This window comes from Clostridium sp. 'White wine YQ' (assembly GCF_028728205.1).
In the GTDB taxonomy this organism is placed as follows: domain Bacteria; phylum Bacillota; class Clostridia; order Clostridiales; family Clostridiaceae; genus Clostridium_T.
Window position 1 is genome coordinate 1,539,429 of record NZ_JAQYUU010000001.1, and the last position, 23,788, is coordinate 1,563,216.

Annotated in this window: 22 protein-coding genes and 1 tRNA gene; 4 read left to right on the top strand and 19 right to left on the bottom strand. The window is 29.2% G+C overall.

Annotated elements, in window-relative coordinates; genetic code table 11:
• The first annotated feature begins 81 nt into the window (after window positions 1–81).
• Window positions 82–636: a manganese efflux pump gene (locus PTZ02_RS07775; protein WP_274227222.1), complete on the top strand. Its 555-nt coding sequence runs from the start codon at window positions 82–84 to the stop codon at window positions 634–636.
• 63 nt (window positions 637–699) lie between these two features.
• Here the strand turns inward: PTZ02_RS07775 and PTZ02_RS07780 are convergent, their stop codons facing one another.
• From PTZ02_RS07780 to polA, 10 genes are all read right to left on the bottom strand, one after another.
• Complete coding sequence (locus PTZ02_RS07780) at window positions 700–906, bottom strand: alpha/beta-type small acid-soluble spore protein (protein WP_274227223.1); 207 nt, start codon at window positions 904–906, stop codon at window positions 700–702.
• A 183-nt stretch (window positions 907–1,089) separates the two neighbouring features.
• Window positions 1,090–1,175, bottom strand: a tRNA-Leu gene (locus PTZ02_RS07785).
• Between the two features lie 57 nt (window positions 1,176–1,232).
• The gene (locus PTZ02_RS07790) at window positions 1,233–2,363 is read right to left on the bottom strand and encodes a glycosyl hydrolase family 8 (protein WP_274227224.1); all 1,131 of its coding nucleotides are present in this window, start codon (window positions 2,361–2,363) and stop codon (window positions 1,233–1,235) included.
• A gap of 13 nt (window positions 2,364–2,376) precedes the next feature.
• Window positions 2,377–3,783 (bottom strand): glycosyltransferase family 2 protein, encoded by a 1,407-nt coding sequence (locus PTZ02_RS07795; RefSeq protein WP_274227225.1) that lies wholly within the window; start codon window positions 3,781–3,783, stop codon window positions 2,377–2,379.
• A gap of 7 nt (window positions 3,784–3,790) precedes the next feature.
• Window positions 3,791–4,939, bottom strand: coding sequence for a HEAT repeat domain-containing protein (locus PTZ02_RS07800; protein ID WP_274227226.1), 1,149 nt, complete (start codon window positions 4,937–4,939; stop codon window positions 3,791–3,793).
• Window position 4,940: 1 nt separating this feature from the next.
• The gene (locus PTZ02_RS07805) at window positions 4,941–6,209 is read right to left on the bottom strand and encodes a response regulator (protein ID WP_274227227.1); all 1,269 of its coding nucleotides are present in this window, start codon (window positions 6,207–6,209) and stop codon (window positions 4,941–4,943) included.
• The gene (locus PTZ02_RS07810; RefSeq protein ID WP_274227228.1) at window positions 6,210–8,333 is read right to left on the bottom strand and encodes a family 2 glycosyl transferase; all 2,124 of its coding nucleotides are present in this window, start codon (window positions 8,331–8,333) and stop codon (window positions 6,210–6,212) included. It abuts the gene before it with no gap.
• Between the two features lie 138 nt (window positions 8,334–8,471).
• Window positions 8,472–9,017: a lytic transglycosylase domain-containing protein gene (locus PTZ02_RS07815; RefSeq protein ID WP_274227229.1), complete on the bottom strand. Its 546-nt coding sequence runs from the start codon at window positions 9,015–9,017 to the stop codon at window positions 8,472–8,474.
• A 17-nt stretch (window positions 9,018–9,034) separates the two neighbouring features.
• A complete protein-coding gene (gene coaE, locus PTZ02_RS07820; RefSeq protein WP_274227230.1) occupies window positions 9,035–9,634 on the bottom strand; it encodes a dephospho-CoA kinase in 600 nt (199 codons plus the stop codon).
• A gap of 11 nt (window positions 9,635–9,645) precedes the next feature.
• Entirely contained in the window at window positions 9,646–12,252 is a 2,607-nt protein-coding gene (gene polA, locus PTZ02_RS07825; RefSeq protein ID WP_274227231.1) for a DNA polymerase I, read from the bottom strand.
• 147 nt (window positions 12,253–12,399) lie between these two features.
• Here polA and PTZ02_RS07830 point away from each other — a divergent pair, with 147 nt between their 5' ends.
• On the top strand, window positions 12,400–13,626 hold the full coding sequence (locus PTZ02_RS07830; RefSeq protein ID WP_274227232.1) for an aminopeptidase: 1,227 nt from the start codon (window positions 12,400–12,402) through the stop codon (window positions 13,624–13,626).
• Between the two features lie 47 nt (window positions 13,627–13,673).
• Here PTZ02_RS07830 and PTZ02_RS07835 read toward each other — a convergent pair whose 3' ends face one another.
• The 4 genes from PTZ02_RS07835 to PTZ02_RS07850 all read right to left on the bottom strand — a co-directional run bounded on the left by PTZ02_RS07835 (window position 13,674) and on the right by PTZ02_RS07850 (window position 17,998).
• Window positions 13,674–14,651: an EFR1 family ferrodoxin gene (locus tag PTZ02_RS07835; RefSeq protein WP_274227233.1), complete on the bottom strand. Its 978-nt coding sequence runs from the start codon at window positions 14,649–14,651 to the stop codon at window positions 13,674–13,676.
• A gap of 11 nt (window positions 14,652–14,662) precedes the next feature.
• Window positions 14,663–15,919 (bottom strand): 4Fe-4S dicluster domain-containing protein, encoded by a 1,257-nt coding sequence (locus PTZ02_RS07840; protein ID WP_274227234.1) that lies wholly within the window; start codon window positions 15,917–15,919, stop codon window positions 14,663–14,665.
• Window positions 15,920–16,083: 164 nt separating this feature from the next.
• Window positions 16,084–17,457, bottom strand: a complete 1,374-nt coding sequence (locus PTZ02_RS07845; RefSeq protein ID WP_274227235.1) for a DUF4179 domain-containing protein — start codon at window positions 17,455–17,457, stop codon at window positions 16,084–16,086.
• Window positions 17,450–17,998, bottom strand: coding sequence for an RNA polymerase sigma factor (locus PTZ02_RS07850; protein ID WP_274228078.1), 549 nt, complete (start codon window positions 17,996–17,998; stop codon window positions 17,450–17,452). Before PTZ02_RS07850 ends, PTZ02_RS07845 begins: the two co-directional genes overlap by 8 nt.
• 228 nt (window positions 17,999–18,226) lie before the next feature.
• Here PTZ02_RS07850 and PTZ02_RS07855 point away from each other — a divergent pair, with 228 nt between their 5' ends.
• Window positions 18,227–19,252: a threonine aldolase family protein gene (locus PTZ02_RS07855; protein ID WP_274227236.1), complete on the top strand. Its 1,026-nt coding sequence runs from the start codon at window positions 18,227–18,229 to the stop codon at window positions 19,250–19,252.
• Window positions 19,253–19,301: 49 nt separating this feature from the next.
• On the opposite strand, the gene PTZ02_RS07860 is transcribed toward PTZ02_RS07855, so the two are convergent.
• Together PTZ02_RS07860 and PTZ02_RS07865 are read right to left on the bottom strand one after the other, a co-directional pair.
• Entirely contained in the window at window positions 19,302–19,460 is a 159-nt protein-coding gene (locus PTZ02_RS07860) for a DUF1540 domain-containing protein (RefSeq protein WP_274227237.1), read from the bottom strand.
• 82 nt (window positions 19,461–19,542) lie between these two features.
• Window positions 19,543–20,865, bottom strand: a complete 1,323-nt coding sequence (locus PTZ02_RS07865; RefSeq protein ID WP_274227238.1) for an aspartate aminotransferase family protein — start codon at window positions 20,863–20,865, stop codon at window positions 19,543–19,545.
• 105 nt (window positions 20,866–20,970) lie between these two features.
• Between PTZ02_RS07865 and PTZ02_RS07870 the strand changes: the two genes are divergently transcribed.
• Entirely contained in the window at window positions 20,971–21,492 is a 522-nt protein-coding gene (locus tag PTZ02_RS07870) for a hypothetical protein (RefSeq protein ID WP_274227239.1), read from the top strand.
• A gap of 32 nt (window positions 21,493–21,524) precedes the next feature.
• Here PTZ02_RS07870 and PTZ02_RS07875 read toward each other — a convergent pair whose 3' ends face one another.
• The 3 genes from PTZ02_RS07875 to PTZ02_RS07885 all read right to left on the bottom strand — a co-directional run bounded on the left by PTZ02_RS07875 (window position 21,525) and on the right by PTZ02_RS07885 (window position 23,745).
• Window positions 21,525–22,655, bottom strand: a complete 1,131-nt coding sequence (locus PTZ02_RS07875; RefSeq protein ID WP_274227240.1) for a DUF1648 domain-containing protein — start codon at window positions 22,653–22,655, stop codon at window positions 21,525–21,527.
• Window positions 22,656–22,675: 20 nt separating this feature from the next.
• Window positions 22,676–23,053 carry a GntR family transcriptional regulator gene (locus PTZ02_RS07880; protein WP_274227241.1) on the bottom strand — a complete coding sequence of 126 codons (378 nt, stop codon included), beginning with the start codon at window positions 23,051–23,053 and terminating at the stop codon, window positions 22,676–22,678.
• Between the two features lie 119 nt (window positions 23,054–23,172).
• Window positions 23,173–23,745 carry a hypothetical protein gene (locus PTZ02_RS07885; RefSeq protein ID WP_274227242.1) on the bottom strand — a complete coding sequence of 191 codons (573 nt, stop codon included), beginning with the start codon at window positions 23,743–23,745 and terminating at the stop codon, window positions 23,173–23,175.
• Window positions 23,746–23,788: the final 43 nt, after the last annotated feature.

The window sequence follows — 23,788 nt, forward strand, 5'->3', positions numbered from 1 at the left end:
ATATTCAAGGATAACTTACCACCATTAATTTATATAGCTCTCGATAACAAGTCTGTACTTAAATATAAGGTGGTGAAGACTATGCTGCAAACTACTCTGTATTTACTATTAATAGCCCTTATTAATAGTTTTGATAATATTGGAATAAGAATTGCCTATAGTATTGGAGGAATTACGGTTCAGCTTAAGAAAAATTTTCTTATCTCTTTAATGGCATTTACTGTTGCTTTTATTTCCTCTCTCTCTGGCAGCTTAATCTCTAATTTCTTAAGCGACAATGTAGCCTCATTCCTTAGTATGCTTCTAATCTCAGGAACTGGTATCAAAATTATGCTTGAACCCTTTTTAAAGAAAAAAGATAAAACGGACCAAGTAAAAACTTTAAGTTATAAGGAATCCATTTCTATTGGACTTGCTTTAGCACTAGACGACATAGGTGGTTCCGTAGGAGTTGGTTTGGCAGGCTATCATCCGCTTGCTGTAGGCTTAGCTTTCTTCTTCGTAAGTTTTCTAATATTTATATCTGGCAATTATGCTATAGAACTTTTAGGCAAATTTAAAATTGACAAAAGAATTGCTACTGTTCTAGCTGGTATACTAATGATTGCAATGGGAATTTCTCAAATTTTAGAATGAATTTTCTTTATACCTAATAGGGGCAGTATTTTAAAAAATATCGCCCCTACTTGAAAAGTACTTTTAAAGTTTTTTCTCAAAATCTTCAATCATTTTTTTAACCATCTGCCCACCTAATGGTCCTCCTATTTTTCCTGCTTCTTTGGTTGTTATGTCTCCATTATATTCTTTATTTAAATCTACTCCCACTTCTTTTGATGTTTCTACTTTAACCTTATGTAACCCTTCCTTTGCTTCTGGTACTAATATTTTATTATTTCTATGTGCCATTTTAGTTCCTCCTTAATACATGGTCATACAATTAATCATTACTATTATCTGTATATATTAATTAACTACACCTCTTTATTAGTGGAAATAAAACCAAGACACTCCTTAAATTTTTATTATTAAAATAAAAATAAACACATAATGCACTTTTTTGTCAGTACATCATGTGTTTGATTATTCTTCTGGTGCAGGTGACGGGACTTGAACCCGTACGTCCGTTGAACACACGCCCCTCAAACGTGCCTGTCTGCCAATTCCAGCACACCTGCTAATAAAGTATTACTTATATATAATAATTTTTTTATAATCTTTTGTCAATTGTAATACTATAAGTCTGCATTCTTTTTAGCTAGAAAAATTAGTGCATTCAAATTATCATAGGAATATACTGCTTTAGTTTGTTCATTTCCAAATGAACCATAGATCTCACTATTTTCATTTTTAACTTGGAATTCTAACATTCTTTTCTTTATTGCATTAGCCTCAGTTTGTCTATTTGCATTTGCAAATATCTCTCCACATATTGAATATAATGAAGTAGACTCATAATCACTTGTTCTATTCCCGTTAAAATCATATTTTATATACAACTTATTTTCTTTACTAAATTCATTCCACAGCCAATCAAGCTCCTTTGAAATATCAACTCCAGCAGATTGAAGGTTTTTGAGTACTATAAGTGAGTACAATAGTTCTACGTCTTTTTCATCTGAATACTTGTTTTCTTTTGGCAAATAACTTTTCTTAAATAAGGGCACTCCTTTTACAGGTTGTCCATTCTTTACTATATCTAAAGAATTATTATAAATTTTCTTCCATTTAGAGTTCGATTTCTCCAATAATTCCATAGTTTTAAAATCTAAATAACATAATTGGACAAGGTTACTCATTGTTGTGCCATCGTTAAAATCAAATATATAGCCGCCTTTTGATACGTTCTTTAAGATATCTTGTGATATACTAATAGCAAGATACTTATACTTAAAGTCCCCCCATCTATCATATGCATAAAGCAAGCTTTTTACTATTCTTAAATCATCAATTGTAGATGAAGCTTTTGTAGTTTCACTTTCATTATATCTCCAAGAAATCAATCCATTTTTTAAGCTCATTTTATTCTTTACTATGTTATAATTGCTATCAAATGAATCTTTTTCCCCAGAATTTATTAGATATAGCATCCATAACCCTTGAGATTCAGATAAAACTGTATGTCCTTTGGTTATATCTCCTTGATCAGGTTCATCAATATAATTTGTATATACTCCATATCCATCCTTATACATTTTACTTTTTAAAAAGTTATAACTTAAAACTTCTTCTTTTGACTTTTCTTCTGTTTTCCATGATATATTTAAATTCAGCTTAAAAATATACGGTTTAACAATAACAAAAGTCACAGAAAATATAGCTATCATTATAATTAATATAATTTTTATGATTTTATGTTTCTTCATATACCCTCACCAATTAGGAAAAAGCTTTTCTCTTAATCTTCCCCCAACTATTTCTCTTCTTTCTAAATTTTATAATTCCTTCTAATCTAAATAATACTGTAAGCTGCCTATATCCAAAATTCTCTAAAACTCCAAAAAAACTCAAACGAAGTAATTGTCTTAAACTTGGATATTTATTAAATGTATACTCTTCGAGCAAAATTGCTCCTATCGATAAAATGATTCCATAAAGTATCGATGCAGTAAGAAAAAGAATAAAAAACCTTAAGTCTAAAAATCCAAAAACAAAGGAAAGTGGAATTAAAAAATAACCAATGACCTCAACTAATGGCCCTATCATTTCAAATATCCAAAAATATGGAGCTGCAATAAAACCTATAGAGCCGTATTTAGGATTAAATAGGATTTTCTTGTGTCTAAACAAGCTGTCCATAAGTCCTATTTGCCACCTTACTCTCTGACTTTTCAAATCTTTTATTCTTTCTGGAGCTTGTGTCCAACATACAGGATCTGGTATAAATTTTACCTTATATTGCCTCTTATTGGCAAGCATATATTCATGTAATTTCATTACAAGTTCCATATCTTCTCCTATAGTCCCTACACTATATCCCCCTACTTCTATAACTTCTGCCTTACTAAATGCGCCAAAGGCTCCAGATATTATAAGCAGAGATCCCATAGCATCCCATCCCATTCTTCCAGTTAGAAATGCTCTTAAATATTCAATAATCTGAAACATTGCTATCCTATTTTTAGGAAGCTCTATTTTTTTTATAATTCCATCTCTTATAGAACTTCCATTAGCAATTCTCACAATTCCTCCAACAGCAATAGTTGCTTTATTTTCAATAAAGGGCATTGTAACTCTTATTAATGAGTCACTTTCAATTATTGAATCAGCATCAATTGCAGCAAAAATAGGATACTTAGATACATTTATTCCAGCATTTAGTGCATCAGCTTTTCCTCCATTTTCTTTATCAACCAAAACTAAATTGGGTATATCTATATTTTTGAAAATTCCTTTTATATTTTGAGTTTTAACCCTATATCGTATTGGTTGTTTTAGCATACCTAAATCAAAAGCTTCAATTACTTTTTTTAAGGTTTCATCTTTGGAACCATCATTTATTACTATAATTTCAAAATTAGAATAGTTAAGAGATAACAAGGACTTAATATTGTCAACAATGGTTTCTTCTTCATTATAAGCAGGAACTAACACGGAAATAGGCAGCATATTTTCTGATGAACCGTATTTTTTATAGTCAGAATATACTATCTTCTTAATATAATCCGATAAACTAAAGGCAGATAGTATCAATTGAATGAAATATATAGAATTAATTAATAAAACATAATATAAAATAAAATTATTAAAACTGTAAATAATTCTTCCAATAATACTCCAGTCCATATTTCACCTAACTTTCTTTCTTTGATAAATATTCTGAAAATAGCTCGTATAACTCTTTTTTATTTTGCTCTCTTGAATATTGGAACACAAAAATTTCTTGAGTTAAACCACTTCCCTCAAGAGCAGATACAATGCTGTCTTTTGCAAATTCATCATCACTCATAAATATTTCTCTAAGTTTATTTATCCCAGCTCTTATATTTATAATTGAATTAGCAGAATTATATCTAACCCACCATTCACTATCAGAAAGTGCATTAATTAAGGCATCTAGTGCTCTTTCATCTTGCATAGTTCCAAGAGCTTTTGCAGCTGCAGCTCTTACCTCCCAATTTCTATCTTTTAACTTATTTAATATTTGATCCATAAACCTAGTATCACCGGTTTTTCCAATTGCTTTTATTGCTGCAATTCTTTTTTCTTTATTTTCATTATTAATAAATCTTGCTATATTTTCATTTAATGTAGGGACCATGTATCCTCCTGTAGTTTTTATAAATACAGTAGATACAAATACATTAGGGAAATCAAGCATTTTATTAAATAATCCTAACTTATCTCCTTCAAAACTATCTATTATTTCAGTTAAAGCTCTCTCACTTAAGTTAAATTTATTGCCTAAAATATTAAAGGCCTCTATCAAAGCTTCTTTATTGCCTATTTTAGTTAATGCCATTAACACGTTATATCTTATGTCAATGGATCTTATTCTAAGGGCTTTTAATAGATTTTCTGTGGCAGCTTCATTTTTAAATATTCCAAGATTTTTGCATGAATGGGCCACTTTAAAATAATCTCTGCTTTTTAAATTTTTAAATTCATATTCTAGAAGTCCTGTTTTATAACATACATCACTCATTCTTTTTGATACTACTCCAGTGTAAATGTTACCGTAAAAAGCAATTCTGTCAATTATGATCCTTCGTTTAAGCTTATTTTTTACTAGCTTACTTAATTCTTGAATTTCTTCAATAGTACCCTCTCTATTCTCTAAATTAATCATAAGCTCATCAAAAAAATCTACTATATCCTTATAATAGCTATTGGACTTTTTATGAATATATTTTTCCAAAAATTTTTGATAAACTAAGTAAATATATAAAATAAGTATAAATCCTATAAAAAATACAATTGAATAATAAACTAATCTCTCCATATTACCTCTTCTGTAACAACTTATTAATCCTTGCATCTAATTCAATTGGTGAAGCAGGTCTGCTTAAAAAATCATCTGCTCCTTCATTAAATGCTCTATCAATTAATGCTTCACTTTTTTGCAGGGTAAACACTAGAATTTTAGTATCTTTATTTGCATTTTTAACTTCTCTTATTATTTCAACCCCAGTCATTCCTGGAAGTATAAACTCTGTTATAACAATATCTATTAAATGTAATGATAATATCTTCTGTAAAGTCTCTACATCATTTGCTGTGTATACATTAAAATCTTTATTTTTATATCTTTTTTTAATTATTTTCAAAAATTCCTTGTCTTCGTTTATGATAAGAATACTCTTTAAATTTAATTCAATATTTTTATCACTTAAATATACTTTTCCTCTTTCCTTTTTCTTAAATTTCAATAATTCAATTAGCGCTATTTTTAAAATATCTTCCTCTTCTTGGAGTTCTCTAACATTTCCGGTAATACTTATTTCAGTATTAAATTCATTAGATAGCTTCCTAACTTCATTTGCAATCTCATCTCCAAGCTTAAGCACATATAATGAAGCTTTATTGGGAAATGCCATTAAAAACTTTCCTCCAGCTACTCTAAATATAAAGTCTCTTAGCTCTATTCTGTCCATTAAGATACTTGTTATTTTTTTAATAACATCATTTCCTGCTAATTTCCCGATTTTCTTATTAATAGATGATAAATCATCTATATCAACTATTAAAATTGATAACTTTGATTTATCTTTCTTAGATATATCCCTCTCTTTATTAAGCAATTTTTTTCCGTAAGAAACTGTATAGGTTCCTGTTAGAGTATCATATATTAATGAATTAACATATTCATTATAAATGCTTACAATATTCTTTATTTTTAAGACTAATTCTTTTGAATTTATTGTTTCCTTAAAATAATCTATTGCTCCCATTTCCATCACTTCTAGTTTAGCTTCATTATAAAACTCTCCAAGAAACACTATGGGTATCTTTTTAAATTTTTCTTCTTTTCTTAGTTTCTTATATAATTCAAAGGATATTTTTTCAATATCATCTTCAATAATTATTAAGCTAATACTTTCTTCTAATAAATCTAAAAAAACTTCTTCCTTGTCCTCCATAAAATCTTTTATGCTTTCTACCAAAACCCCAAATCCATAGATATTGCATTCTACCACCCAATTGGGAAGTTTTTTTTCATTATGAGTAAAAAATAGAATACTTCCTTTAGATTCATTAATATTTACTAACATTTAACTCGCTCCAATTCTTTTAAATGCATCTTTTAAAATATAGTACGATGGCTTTAATCTTTCGTGATATTTTGGGAATTGCCACTCTTCCCAGTTATAAGTTCCAACATTTCCACTTTCTAATGCTCCATCTGCTTTTAATATGCTTAACCCTATCTGAAAGTTTTGTGCTTTTACAGGTTTTATGCCCTCTATATGCAAATCATTCATTATCATTTTTTCTGATGGATCCATCACATTAAATAGTTGCCAAGGAATTCTTATTTCTATATTATCTCCATTAGAGTAAAAATCACTTAAGGAATTAAATTCCTTGTTTTTAGGGTTCCCATTACCATAAAATAATTTACCAGTTTCGTATTTAGTAAATGGAATCACTCTCTTATCCTGCGGTAACTTCAGCTCTCTATTTAAGCACAGATATATTGGATTAAAAGTTCCGCTATTTTTAACATCAAAGTCTGGATTTACATCAATCATTCCGAGTTTTGAATATATATAATAAAATGAATCATAATAGCTATCTACAATTACTCTGGAGTTATCTCTCCCATTTATAACAATTAGAAATTCTGATCCCATATTTAAATTTAAATTAAAATCTTTATAATAACTATTTCCACTATTTTTTAAAGTATCTATGGAAATAATGATTTTATCCTTAAATATCTGTAAATCTTTTTTCTTTACCCAAAAATATATATATTTTTCATCAGACTTAACATACAGTTCCGCACTATTAGTTTTAGAAACATTCTTATTATTAATCCACTCTTTAATATTTCCATCCACATAGCAAATACTTTCCTTTTCTCCTGGGTCAAAAGCCAAAACTCCAAACTCCTGTTCATTTGTTTGCGGATTTGACCAAAAGGGTCTTCTATCTGGTATATCTAAATCCATGGTATTCCAAGTCCTCTTAAACCATTCATCTTGCCATGTAAAAACGAGTCCACCTGCATAACCCGTGTTATAAATATCTTGTAGCATTGATACTTCCATTTCTCCTTGAGATTTTTCATCTACCTCTCCTTGATTAAAACCAGTATGAATATTCTCATGTGCCTTGCCTCTAGATGCTGGAATTCCGAATTCTGCTACTAATACAGGAATGTTATGCTCCTTTATCAAATCCTCTAAATAAGCTTTGTAGGTATTAACCTCTCCATTTTTATTTTGAATATATTCTTTTTGATAATTCATTGAGTCTGGGTAATAGGGATAAATGTGATATGATGCAAAAAGTCCTGGTTTGAAATTTTCTTTACTTAAAATATGCATTGGATTTACTGGAACCAAGTCCTCTTTGGGTAAGGGTTCATTTGGATGGCTTAGCAAATCTGTAGTTACCCAATTAGTAAAGCTTGTAGGTCTTTGCATTTTATACTTATCAGTTTCATATTTAATTGCATAATCCTGAATCTCTGCAAGCCAATTTTCAAATGGTGAGGCGTCTTTTGTATAAATATACTTACCATCATAAGATTTTTTATCCTCATTCTTTTCATTTGTACTAATTACAAACTCAGGATCCCATTCAATACCAAGTATCCATGCAGAAATATAATTTGAGACGTCATGGGTGTACTTCCCACTAGCAAACCCTCTCTGTTCTTTAAGTTCAGCATTTCCGTGAATTATATCAATTAAATTTTTAGTGTCTTCCTTAACGGTATCCAATATTTTTTTATCAAAAGCGTTCCCAATAGTTGCCATATCCTCTTCATTAACCCAAACTCCTTGCATAACATATATTGGATTAAAATTTTTCTTGTTATATTCATATAAAGCTTCATAAAATTCAGGTTTAAGTGTTGTATAAACTCTTATCGTACTTGAATTCATATTACTTATTTCCTTAAACCAATTAAGGTATTCATCTTTTGTCAAGGCTAATTCACCTGGGAAATGTCCTGGTTTTCCAAGTCCAAGATTTACTCCTTTAATAAATTCTTTTTTCCATCTTCCATATTTATAGACATAAAAACTTTTATTTTCTGCCTTTGCAATATAAGCAACATCATTTTTGAATAGAGAAGTCTTATCTCTAATTATTGGTGCTATTTTTATTCCTATGACAATAAAAATTATGATTAGTGTAACAGTTAAAAAATACTTTTTCATATAAACCTCCAAATGCTACTGAAGAATTATATATAGTTTTCCATGTTACAAAAAGTTTATCCTTTTAGGCAATATAAAAAGGGAAGTTATTATAACTTCCCTTCTGTCATATTTGATTATATTACATCTAATTATAAACTATGTTTTATATAAAAGTTTATATATATTATAATTTACCTTAACCTTTTTAATATATTTATCTGTTTCACCATAGGGAATATTATGCAGATTCTTCCCATCCTTTGATATATCGGAGTTATTTAGCCATTTACTTACATTACCTCTTCCTGCATTATATGCTGCCAAAACTAATTCAGTTGTACCAAACTCCTCTTGTAAGTTTTTTAAATACCAACAACCCATTTGTATATTTTTTTCTGGATCAAATAGATCTTCACTTTTAAAGTTATTATTATTCATTGACTTTGCAATCCATTCAGCTGTAGGTTCGGTCAATTGCATAAGACCAATGGCCTGCTTCTTAGAAGCTACGTCTTTATTAAACTTACTTTCAGTATTAATTACAGACATCACTAAATATGGATCTAAGCCATTTTCCTTTGAATATTTCAAAATATAACCCTTATATTTAAGCGGATATAAAGTATTATATATAATTTCTCTTGAAATCAATACAATAGCTATTAGAGTCAAAACTACTATAAATACTCTCTTTAATTTCATTATTGTCTCCCATAGAATTACTTATAACTATTTAATATTTCAACTAAATCTTTTACCTGAACTGCAGTTGATGCTATGTCTTTTGAATTATCAACAATTATGTTTGAAAAATCCTTTTTCTTTTCTAAATTCATTTGTGAATTTATTCTTTGAAGAGCTTCACTTTGATTTAACTTATCTCTTTCCTTAAGCCTTGCGATTTGAGTATTATGGTCTACCCATACTAGAATTACTAGGTCCATTGACTCATGAAGTTTATTTTCTATTAATGTTGGAGCATCCAAAATAACTACTTTCTCACCTTTTTTTTCTTTTTCTGAGAATGCTAAATCAATTTCTTTTAATATATATGGTAGAATTATCTCTTCATACTTTATTCTTAGTCTTGGAAACCTAAAAATATGATTACCAAATTCTTTTCTTCTAAATTCTCCTCTCCAGTCAAAAAAACCTTCCCCAAATTCTACTCTTACTCTCTTTAATATTTCAGGATATTTTTTAAGTACATCCTTAGCTATTGCATCTGCATCTATTATCTGAAATCCTGATTCTCTTAAGAATCCTGAAACTGTACTTTTTCCTGATGCAATTCCTCCAGTTAGTCCGACCTTTAACATTTTACTCACTCCTATTTTGCGTCATACCAATTGTGACCAACATTCAAGTCAACTTCTAAAGGAACACTTAACTCTAAAACATTTTCCATTTCTGTTTTTACTAGTTTTTTAACTTCCTCTAGCTCATTAGGCTTAACGTTTAATATAAGTTCATCATGAACTTGTAATATCAATGTACTTTTTAAATTCTTTTCTCTAAGCTTATCATAAACTTTTATCATAGCTATTTTTATAATATCTGCTGCACTTCCTTGAATGGGTGCATTCATAGCTAATCTTTCCCCTAAAGCCTTTAAAATCTTATTTGAAGCTTTTATTTCAGGTATAAATCTTCTACGATTTAATATTGTATGAACATACCCATCTTCGTTTGCTTTTTCTATCACTCCATTTAAATATCCTTTTATTTTAGGGTATCTATCAAAGTAGATGTTCATATATTCGCCTGCTTCTTTTTTTGTAATACCTAAATCTTGTGCAAGCGAAAAATCAGAAATACCATATACTATTCCAAAATTAACTGCCTTTGCTCTACCTCTCATTAGTGAAGTTACTTCTTCTAGTGGTACTTTAAAAACTTCTGATGCAGTCTTTGTATGGATATCTATATCCTCTTTAAAGGCATTTATCATATTTTCATCTCCAGACATATGAGCTAACACTCTTAACTCAATTTGAGAATAGTCTGCAGATAGAATTAGATCATCTTCATTATTTGGTATAAATACTTTTCTTATTGCTCTACCCATTTCATACTTTATAGGTATATTCTGAAGATTTGGTTCTGTAGAACTTAATCTACCTGTTGTTGTAACTGTTTGGTTAAAACTTGAATGTATATGTCCATCTGAATCTATAACATTCTTTAATCCTTCAATATATGTTGAATATATTTTAGATATTTGTCTAAAATAAGTAATTTCCTTAATTATAGGGTGTTTATCTACAAGCTTCTCTAATACCTCAGCATTAGTTGAGTAGCCTGTTTTAGTCTTTTTAACAGGTGGTAAATCTAACTTTTCAAATAATATTTTACCTAACTGCTTAGGCGAATTTATATTAAACTCTTCCCCTGCTAATTCATATATCTTAGCCCCAGTCTCTTCAATCTCCTTTTTAAAAGTGACTGAAAGCTCTTCTAACATATTTTTATTTACTTTAAAGCCCTCACATTCCATAGCTGATAGAACATCTGCTAATGGAAGTTCTACCTTATAGTAAAGTTCCTCCATATCATCAGCCTTTAACCTTTCTATAAATATATTAGAAAGGTCTTTTAGATAATGTACTCCATCAGCTTTCATTTCTTCTTGTGAGCCTTTTAGTTCCTTACCTAAATATTCTCCAATTAGAACTTCTAATGGATACTTTCCTTTTGAGGAGTCTATTATATATGCAGCTAATTCCACGTCAAATTCTATTGCTTTTGGTTCTATATTAAACTTTCTTAAAACAGTAAGAGTATTCTTTATTCCGTATGAGTATTTTATTATATTATCATTTTCAAATATTTTCTTAAGTAATTTAATATACTCTTCTCTATTTTCTTTTTCAATATCCAATGCTTTTACTTCATAATCTCCAAGCTCTGTACTTATAAATAATTTATCTATATTAATTTTTGAATATAATTCTTCATTTATAAGTTGAGATACTATATATACTTCTTTTTTGATGCTTGAAACAAGTTCCTTAAAATCTTTCAAACTATCTATAATCTTAACTGGAATTTTTTCAACTTCTTCTTTTTCTTCTGAAACCTCAAATCTTCCTAGTAAAGACTTCATTCCTAGTTTTAGAAATAAATTTCTTACTTCGGCATTATTAATATGCTCTTTATGTTTTTTATCTTCCCAAGTGAAATCTACAGGCACATTTCTCATAATAGTCGCAAGTCTCTTACTAAACACTGCATCTTCTCTATGATTTTCAAGGTTTTCTTTAATCTTCTTACCACTAATTTCTTCAATATTATCTAGAACATTCTCTAAGGTTCCATAAGTTTGAATCAATTTATATGCAGTCTTTTCACCTATACCAGGAACCCCTGGAATATTATCTGATTTATCTCCCATTAATCCTTTTACATCAATAAATTGAGTAGGAGTTACACCAAAATCTTCTATCATTTTTTTATGGTCATATATTTCTTTCTCTGAAACACCTTTTTTAGTAATAATTATCTTTGTTGAATCAGAGGCTAATTGCAGAGCATCTCTATCTCCTGTCAAAATATAAACTTCTTTATCACTTTCTTCTCCAAGTTTTGAAATAGTTCCAAGTAAGTCATCTGCTTCAAAACCATCTAATTCAAAAACAGGTATACCAAGAAGAGCCAACATGTCCTTCACAACTGGAAATTGTTCTGCTAATTCATCTGGCATTCTTTTTCTACCTGCTTTATAATCTGTGTATTCTTCATGTCTAAATGTAGGCGCTTTTCTATCAAAAGTCGCTATTATGTAATCAGGCTGTATTTCATCTTCTATCTTAAAAATCATATTTGCAAATCCATAAATCGCATTTGTATGTAGCCCTTCACTATTAGTAAGTGGTGGTAGTGCATAAAAGGCTCTATTCATGATTGAATTTGAATCTATAAGTAATACTCTTTCCATAACTTCCTCCATATTGTATAAACACTTTTACATTATAATTATACTATTTTTCTTGGAAAACTTCACCTTAGTATTATTAATTTTAACACATATAGATTATAATATAACCATATAGAAAAATATATTTTACATTTAAGGAGTATAAACATGGAAAATTTATTAAAAAAATATGCTTTATTAGCTGTAAAGACTGGAGTTAATGTTAAGAAAGATCAATACTTAGTAATCAATTCTCCCATTGAATGTGCTTTCTTTGCAAGACAAATAGCCGAAGAAGCTTATAAATTAGGTGCAAAGCAAGTAATAATACATTGGAATGATGAAAAATTCGCAAGAATAAACTATACTTATGCCTCAATAGAAGCACTAGAGGATATACCAAATTGGATGGTTGATTCTTATCTATCCTATGCTAAAAAAGGTGCTGCATTCCTAAGCATTTCTGCTTCTGACCCTGAAAATTTAAAAGGAATTGATGCAAATAAGATTTCAGCTTCATTAAAAGCAAGACAAATAGCTTTAAGGGAATATTCTGACTTACTTATGAGCAATAAATGCCCTTGGAGCATAGTTTCAATCCCAACTACAGCCTGGGCTAAAAAAGTTTTCTCAAATGTATCTGAAGAGGAAGCTGTTTCTAAACTATGGGAACAAATTTTCAAAATTGTCCGCATAGATAAAGAAGATCCAGATAAAGCTTGGGAAGAACATTTAGCAAATTTAGATGAAAAGATGCATTATCTAAATGAAAAGAATTTCAAACTACTCCACTATACTAATTCTCTAGGAACCGATTTAAAAATTGAACTTCCTAAAGATCATTTATGGTGTGGTGGTGCAGATAAAATGTCTGATGGAAGAAGCTTTGTTGCAAACATGCCTACAGAAGAAGTATTTACGCTTCCGTTAAAGACAGGCATAAATGGTAAAGTCGTTTCCTCAATGCCATTAAACTATAGTGGAAACTTAATTAATAATTTTTCTCTAACCTTTAAGGATGGAAGAATTGTTGATTTTGAAGCTGAGGAAGGATACGAGACATTAAAACACTTAATAGAAACCGATGAAGGCTCTCATTACTTAGGGGAAGTTGCATTAGTTCCATATGATTCTCCAATATCAAATTCTGGTGTAATATTCTTTAATACACTATATGATGAGAATGCTTCTTGCCACCTTGCCATAGGTAAAGCATATCCATTCTGTCTAAAAGATTCAGATGGATTATCAAAAGATGACCTAGTAAAAAAAGGAGCAAATGATTCTTTAGCACACGTAGATTTTATGGTTGGAACAAAAGACTTAGATATTGTTGGTATAACAAATTCAGGAGAAAAATTTCAAATATTTAAGGATGGAAACTGGGCATTCTAATAAAAAAGAAGAGGCGTTGCCTCTTCTTTTTATTTATATAATTATTATTAACTTAAATAGAAGTCTTTAGCTACATTTCTTCTATAATTCTTTGTATAACTTATCTGAAGGATCTTTCTAGTTATGCTGCACTTTTCCATAATATTTATTAACAAATTTGCTAGAATGCTGTTTACTCCAAACATTACACAATATGAAAATATATCAATTAGTATTGGTAAATCATAAATTCTCTTATCTATTTCTGCAAGTAGAAAAATTGGGGAAAGCTGAAAAAGTCCATATATAGTTAATTTTACAATTGATAATTGAATTGATTTTTTTGGACACATATTAATACATCTTTGACAACTTTCACATCTCCAGCTCCATTTTGGTTTACCACTCTGCATTTCGATAGCATTTACTGGACAAATATTTTTACATTTCGAACAGTTATTACATGAATTATCTGCTATATAGGTTTTACCTAAAAATTTACGTCCAAGGTTATTAAATATAATAAAAATAATCCATGAAATAGCTAATGTCACGATATTTCTATTCTTGAATCTAGTTTCATTATTTATAAGTTTTTTTGCAACTTCCCTTGTCTCTTTTTCGGCTTCTCTAAAAATCTCTTTCTGCTTTTCTTTTGGTTTAGGATTAAATATTTGAGTCCAATTGTAATCATAAGTAACCATATCAGTTAAAACTACTTTAAATCCCTTCTTACTAAGAATTCTTTTTAATGAGAATAAAGATTGTCCTTCGAACCCGGCTGAGGTACACACAATTGCTGCCTTGCTATAAATAGGATTTTTTATATTTGAAATGTACCTAAGCATAATTTCAGGTGTTCCAAATCCATAGATAGGATAACAAAATATATGTAATTCATAATTACCTAATTTCCTATCATTATCTTTTTCAATATTAACTAGATCTGCTTCATATCCACTTTTATATAATTCATCAGCTAATAACATAACCATACTATTTGTGTTACCAGTTCCTGAAAAATAATGAATAAGGCATTTATCCATAACTATTCTCCCTATTTTTGATTGCTTAATAATTTATCTAAATACACTGACTTTAACTGTTTACTTGCCATAGCTCTATTAATTGGTGGAAGCTTTAATATAGAAGAAAAAACTGCCGCCATTGCTCTATGACTTGCTAACGCTTTATTATCAAAAAGAAGCTCTTGAAGCTGACCTTTTTCGATAGCTTGTAATACTATTCTATGAGTGGTATTTACTGGTGTTATTATCTTTTTTTCTCTACTTTTTAAACTAATACTCTTTTTAGGACAGTTCCTTACACACACTCCACAGCCAAGGCATATATTCTCATCGACTACTGCCTTCTTAGATATGGAATCTATTTTTATTGCTTCTATAGGGCAAACCTTTGAACACTTTCCACAACCTACGCAGCTTTCTTCTTCAACTTTAGGTAAAAAGGCTGTTGTTTGAATTGGATTTGCATAGCCAAACTTTTTAACAGCTAACATTCCCTCACAGCAACAACCACAACAATTACACATGAACAAGGAATCCTCTCTCACATTTTCTCCGCATTGAACTAAATTGTGCTCGTATGCCATATTTAAAATGTCCAAACCTTCTGCTGCATCTATAGCTCTTCCATAACCATTTTTGCTTAATGAATAAGCTGGATTTCCAAGTGTTATACATGTTTCCATTGGTGCATCACACTCTTTTCCTAAGTGCTGCATTTTATGCCTACAAAAGCACATACTTACTGTAATGAATCTTGCATTTTTTATCACATTGCTCGCTCTATCATAATCCATTATCTCAAGTTCATTTTCCCTGGAGAGAACTCCTTCCTGTACAAATGCTTTGCCAAATTTTGTTTCTGTTCCGAGAAATAAATCTTTTATAAAGTCCTCTTCTACGTTTAAATACTGATAGTAAAGCTCTGATAATGTCTTTTGATCAATATCCCCTCTTGTTCTCATAAGTGAAAACTCAAAAAAACCTAACATCGGCGGAGGAAGACAATACTCTTTTTTCCCATCATAATCAATATCTAAAATAATAGCTTTTGAGGCCAATTTTTGAAGAATATTTTCCGTCTGAACTTCGTCCATTTTCCAAATATAACTTGCTGTTTTAACTGAAAAAGGTTTAATAGGCAACATTGCTACAAGCTCTGCCTCCTTTTCAGTAAATAGCATACTAAGTATTTTATATAAAGTTTGTGATGGTGGTGCCCCCTGTGGAAATCTATTAAGCCTTTCCTCTAGCCTTTTATAGGCATTTTTATTCGAAATATGAGACATTAACTTACACCCTTTCTATTCAACTTTCTCACTAACTATTTCTAAAATTTTGTAGTTCTTTATAAATATTACTATAGATTACCTGATTAGTGTTGTCTATAGACTTGAGTAATAAACGTAAAAATAGTAGCATCCTATTTTATAATGCTACTATTTTTTATCTTCTATCTTAAATTTATCTTTATTGCTTGATCTTTAAAAACCTTTAAATCTGTATCCTTAGTTCTATAAAGCTTAACATAATCTGAATAGTCATTATTATCATCTTTGTTTAAATAAAAAGTTGAAGTATATATACCTGTACTTCTATCTAGATGTTCTTCATTATACCCCGAAGGTTTCTCTAATTCCTTATCATTTTTGTCATAGAACTTAAAGAAATTATATGGTGTTACTACCCCATTTTTGCGATAACTGATTTTAATATGTGTTTTATCAAATTTAATATCTTCTATTGTCAGACTACCATATTCGCTTAATTTTATTGTGTCAGGTAATTTGCCTATATTTAAATGTTCACTTGGAGTGTCTTTTGAATTGAACTTAAAATGAATAGGTACTATATTAAAATATTCACTATTCTTATTAACACCCAAAAACTCAAAAGTAATAGTTGTCTTTCCATTTGAGGTCTCATTTATATTACGATTAAATATTGTGGAATAGTTTCCTTTATCATCTGTTATTGCAAAATAATATAATAAATAATCTTTAATATTTGCGTCACTTGTTATTACTACTTGATTTCCTAAAGGTGATATAATTACCTTGTCTATTGTTATTTCTCTATTTATATTATCTCCAAAATTAATATTAGTCGTAATATTAGGTTTAATTATTTTACTATCTATAGCTACTTTACTTTTATCTACATCTGTTTCTATCTTCCAGGTCCCTTTTGTACCTAATATGCTCTCAGCTAATATCTCAAGCTTAAATTTATCCTTTAAGTTCACGGAAGATATATTTGCTTTTGTCATCCCTTTAAGAACTCTATCAGATTCAAAATATGCTTCACAATCATCATTTGCACCAAACTCTAAAGCTCTACCATCTACTTTATATTTTATATTTGCTTCATTGAAAAATGCTGACAACTCATCTGTAGAATCTTTTTTTTCAATCTCTTTATCACTTTCCACTGTATAAAAAACATATATAAAATTATCATCTACATCTATATTATCAACGGTAAACTTAATTCCTTCATCTTTAACTGCTATTCCTATAGGATTGTTCAATGCTTCAACCCTTACTTCATCTCCAGAAAACTTCGAGTCGTTATTTCCCTTGAAATATCCTATAACATTATTAACTGCAGCTTTTACGCTAGGTGAATTAAACGAAATACCTATTATGAAAACTAATAAAACACACGCTACTGCTATAAACTTTTGTGTATTTACTTTTCTCTTTATTTTCACAGAACCATCAGGTAAGTTTTGCATTAATGTACATATCTTATTATCGAAATTTTTAGGAACTGCCCACTTTTCATTGTTTATATTCTTCTTAATTATCTCATCAAAATCACTCATCTAAATCACTCCAATCAGAATCTTCCAATATAATTTTCAACTTCTTTTTTGATCTACTAAGCCGTGATTTTACCGTACCTTCAGAAACATTCAGAATTTTACTTATTTCACTTATACTCATATCTTCATAGTAAAATAGTGTCAATATTATTTGGGAATCCTTGTCCAACTTATTTATATAATTTATCATATAACCTTCATACGCATCTTCATAGGATAGGTTATATTTCTCCATATTCTCTTGTAGTTCTACTCTCTTACCCTTGTTGTAAGTTCTATAGCATTCATTTATAAGGATTCTCATAATCCAAGCTTTAAAATTCTTTTTATCTTGTAGTTTGCTTAAGTTTTTAAATGCCTTAAATATCGTTTCACTGACTACATCTTCTACATCCTGCTCATGTTTTAGTATTCCTTTTGCTACTCTATATAAAGAAATTTTTTGCTCAAAAACTAATTCAACGAATACCTCTCTAGTTATCTCTTTAACTCGTTCTCTTTTAAAATTCGTATTATATATGTTAATAATACCTTCTGTCATTCCCACATCTCTTCACCTCCTACACTATTTAGATAAATAAGCACAATAAAAGGTTCCATGTTCCATTTAATATATTATTTAGCATACAAAAAATCATTGTATTTGTAAAATTAGTGCTCTTCATTATGTTTGACTGAAAATTACTTGAATTTACTAAAAAATAGTCTAAAATGTTATTTAGAGTTGTAATAAGAAATTTTCTTAATCACATAATAAGGGGGCAAATAAATGTACAGTTTTAAAAATGATTATAGTGAAGGAGCTCATCCAAGAATATTAAATGCTCTTATAGAGTCTAATCTTGAACAAACAGAAGGTTATGGTGAGGATAAATATTCCCTAGAAGCCATAGAGATCTTAAAAAGTAAGATTCAAAATGATACTATAGATATTCACTTTTTTGTAGGTGGTACTCAAACCAACTTAACTGCTATTTCAGCATTTCTAAGACCTCACGAAGCTGCTATTGCTACCAATACTGGTCACATACTTGTTCATGAAACTGGAGCAATTGAAGCTACTGGCCATAAAGCTATTTCTATAAATGTACCTGATGGAAAGTTAAGACCTAGCGACATACAATTAGCTTTAGATGAGCACACTGATGAACATATGGTCAAACCTAAACTTGTTTATATATCAAATTCAACAGAAATAGGTACCATATATTCTAAATCAGAACTTGAAAACTTAAGTTATTTTTGCAAAGAAAAAAATTTATTTTTATTTTTAGATGGTGCTAGGCTTGGTTCTGCCTTATGCTCAAATGGAAATGATCTAGAATTATCAGACTTAGCAAACTTAACTGATGCCTTTTATATCGGTGGAACAAAAAATGGAGCACTTTTAGGAGAAGCATTAGTTATATGTAATAACTCCTTAAAGGAGGATTTTAGATTCCATATTAAGCAAAAAGGTGCAATGCTTGCTAAAGGCAAGGTTCTTGGAATACAATTCCTTGAACTATTTAAGGATGACTTATATTTTGAATTAGCAAAGCATGCTAATAAGATGGCTGATTTACTGAAAGAAGGAATAGATTCTATGGGATATAAGTATTTGATTGATTCACCATCAAATCAGATATTTCCTATATTCCCTAACTCAATTATTAAAAAGCTAAAAGAAAACTACGCTTTTATAGTTTGGTCAAAAGTAGACGATAATTTTTCATCAATCAGACTAGTAACATCTTGGGCTACTAAAGAACAGGCAGTTAATGACTTTATAAATGATTTAAAATCTCTATCTTAATAAATAGTAAGTGCAGCTTAATCCTAATAAGCTGCACTTTTTCTATATATTATTTTACTTTAAAACTTCCGCAATCTGTTTGTTGAATATTATTTGCTTTATTATCATGTTTTACAATTTGAATCTTGTCTAATGAACAAAATTGTTCCTCTTCACTGTGGAATTTGCATTCAGTAACTATACACCCTATGCTTCTATTTTGGTTCATGACAATCTCCTCCTCAAAATTTATTTGCATATATAGTTTGAACTATAAAGTAGTTTTTATTCTTATTTTTTTGTTTTCTTAACTACTCTAAAATTGCATGAATTGTACTAAATAACTTATCATCGCTTAATGTTTCTCTTAATGCATTTATGAAATAATCTATTTCATCTTTAGTAATTGTTAAAGGTGGCTCCACTTTTAAAACAGCTGGATTATTGCTAGCAATAGAAATTAATATAGCGTGATCCTTAAATAATCTTCCAATTATTTTCCCTACAAAAAATTCCATAGTTGTTTTACTTCTAAGCTTCTTTAAAAACTCAAATTCAACCCCTATTAATAAGCCTTTCCCTCTTATCGCTGATATTTGATGATGTTCCATCATAAGTTCTCTTAATTTCAAGATAGTATAATCACCTATTTCTTTTGCTTTCTCACTTAACTTATCATCTCTTATAATCTCCAATGTTTTGAGGGCACTTATACACGCCATACTATTTCCTCCAAAAGTAGTTTCTAAGAGAGTTGAATTTTTTGCACTCCCATAAACTGAATCCCATATCTTCTTTTTCATTGCTATGCATCCAATAGGAATATATCCACCACTTAATGATTTTGCTAGTAGTAACACATCTGGTACTACTCCCACTTGTTCATACATAAACATACTTCCACATCTTCCTATTCCTGTTTGAATTTCATCAAAGATTAGTAATATATCTTCCTTATTGCATAGTTCTCTTAGTTCTTCTAAAAATCCTTCTGGTGGTAATATGATTCCTGCTTCAGCTTGTATTGGCTCTATTAGTATTGATGTTACATCATATGAATCTACTAGACTCTTAACTTTCTTAATATCTCCAAATGGAGCTTCTAAAAAAGTTCCCTTTACATAATTATAATTTTTCTTAAGTTTATTTCCCATGGCTGCTAACGAACCTAAAGTTTTACCATGGTAGGCATTCTTGAAATAAATTATCTTACCTTTCTTATTTTTCATCATTGATAATTTTATGGCCTCTTCAACAGCTTCTGTTCCTGAGTTTGTAAAATGACAATTGCCCAATTCTCCTTTAGTAAGATAATTAATATTATTTGCTAGAATTCCATCGTATATATTTACACTTTGTTCAATAAAATTTGGAGTATTAGAATGTTCAATTATAGTGTTTAGAATTCTTTCATCATTATGTCCTATATTTAATGATCCGAAGCCTGCTATAAAGTCCAAATATCCCTTACCTTCTTCATCATAAACAAGAGTTCCTTTTGCCTTATGAAATATCTTATCTATACCTATTGATTTCATAACCTTATAAAGCCCTTTATTATAATGTTCTTTAAATATTTCTCTTAGTTCCTCCTCTGAAATTTTATTTACCTCATTTAAATTAATATAGCTCATATAATCCACCACCATTTTTTTTGATATAAATATATCCTTATGGTGTGTCAAATATTAAAAATTATGAGTAATATAGACTAGATTGACTTTTACGAGGTTAAAAAATTGGAAAAGCTAATTAATAATTTAGAAAACATGTCAAGAAAAGATATAAAAGATAATTTTGAGTTTTTAGGAGAAGGTATTGCACGTAAAGTCTTCGCCATTGATGAAGATACTGTTCTTAAGGTATCTAAAGGAGAAGATGGTTTTTACCAAAATGCGGTTGAATACTATGTATTTTCAAAAGCTTCATCTTTAACTAAAACCATATTATGTCCTATTTTATATTATTCTCCTAAATATCTTATAATGAAAAGAGCTATTCCACTTACAAAGTTTCGTTGTCAAAATTCAATAGATGTTTCCAAGTTAGATGGACTTAATTGGATAAACACCCCACTATACGAATTAAAAACCAAATTTTTTCTCTTTGAAGAAGATTTATACCATACTGATTCATGGGGAATTATTGGTAATAAGATGGTATTAATTGATTACGGTTGTACCTCTTCATTTGGTGATTATTATTATACTTTTATTTTTAAATTGAAAAATTTTGATGTTTATCCAATAAAAGAAGTCTAGTGCAGGTGCACTAGACTTCTTTTATTAAAGTATTATGAAAAAATCATAGGAAACAACAAAATAGATATTATAAATATTAAAAGAACAACTGAAATAATTATAGCTATTTTATTCCCAAAGTTTAGAGTCCAGCCTACTCCAAATCTCTTCTCAACAAATATAGAAGGATCATTAGGATTATAGTAAATTGAGCCTAATTTCCAATAAGCATCATCATCTATATTAGTAACGTCATCTTCTGATTTTTCCTCTGTTGTATCTTTTAAATTACTACCACCTTGACCATATCTAATATCTAATGCTATAGGGATTATTATTATAACTAAAAATACTATAATTAATATTGGTGTTAGTAGTTTAAAGTTCACTGAAATAATGTTTAATGAATTAAAATTCAGTAAAGTAATTAAAGTCGAAACTATAATAGCAATACTAAATATAAATAAAGAATTAATTTTCTTAAACTTAAATAATTTCTGCGAGGATGCAATTGGTTTAGCTGCATCTATTCTATTTTTACTAATTGCAATTGAATAGTTAGTAAAAATAAGCAAAATTACAACCCCCATCATCACTAAACCCTGTGTTACAACTGCTCCTACTGACTTTTCAACAAAATTATTAGCTGTTCCATCTATCCCCCAGTGAATTGCAATTTTAGTTGGCAATTCATCATACTTCGTGAGTGGTATTATTAAGTTCAAAAGTGCTATGCCTAGCGGAATCAAAAACCAGTAAAATGATAATACTGCATCACTTCTTAATTTTTTTGACATTGTAGTATTTACATAAACCATTTGCTTCTTATTTTCCATTAAATTATTATCACTCTTATATTTTTTAACTTTATGATTTGCTCTCAAGAATATTAAAAAGTATCCTATCATGAAAGCAAAAATGGAAATTATAAAAACACCTGGAAGCATATTAATAGCATTTAATAAAAAAAAGTATGCCGCTAATGCTATTAAAGTGAAGACAGTTAATTCTATGGCATATTGTTTAGTTATCCTTTTTATTTCCTTATCTTTAGCTCTATCTAACGGAATAAATACTCCAAAAATTAAATCTTTTCTTGTTAATTTTGGGGTAAGGATGAAGGTAATATATAATACACCAAAAATAATAATATTTATTATATTTGCAGTTAATAATTCACTCATAACAATTATCTCCTTAAATCTTATTTTTCATATTTTTCATATAACTTTTTGCATGTCCCAATAAATTCTTCCTTAGATATTCCAAAACAATAGGCTTCCGCGATAATATTGCTTAGTTCATCATTTAATATGCTAATGGATTCCTCATTTTTTCTAATTGGAATTGGATTTACGATAGCACCTTTTCGTCTATCTATTGTGACAAAACCCTCATCTTTTAATAAATTATAGCCTTTATTTACTGTATGAAGATTTATTCCGATATCCTCTGCCATCTGCCTTACTGATGGAAGACTTTCCTCTGGCTGAAGTTCACCGCTTGCTATACCACTAATAATCTGATTTTTAAGTTGAAGATAAATAGGTGTTTCACTTTGAAAATCAATTCTAAGCAACATTCTATCCCTCCTTTTAATGTTCTATTAATTATATTTGTTATATATAATATATAACAAATATAATTACTTGTAAAGAAAAAAGATCAAATAATTTATAGTTTATTTGATCTTAAAAACTTCTATATTTTAATATTAATTTTTTCAGATAATAGAGGTGCTCCTACCCTATTTACAGATGGATATGTGTCTACATATTTTAAGCCAAGTTCAAAAACTCTCCCCCAATAATCTTCTGGAATAGACTTTTTCTTTATGTTGATAGCCTCAGTATCATCTGAAAGAAATTCTGCAATATTTGGAGTAAATCCTACCCACAATCCCATTGGGTTTTCACCTGGAATTATGTCTTCATCATACCTATTTCCAGTTTTATATGTGTTTAATGTTAACAGTCTTGTACTTATCGTTAGTTTATATTCCTTAATTAAACTTCTAGGATAGGATAATATTGCCACACAATCTAAATCCTCTGAATATGCTGCTATTAATAGCGGATTTAGTGATACAACAATAGCTGGTTCTGGAAACCCACTTTGAAATAATTTTCTAAACTTCTTTATTTTAAAATGATTTAGAATACTATAGGGATGCATCTTACTTTTAAATAAATCAGCTCTTAAATATTTTAGTTTATCATTTGAAACGGTAATATCCTTATTGATATTACAATGATAATATTTTTTCATATCCAAGAATCCATCCTCCAATATTATTTTCTCTATAATATGTTTATTT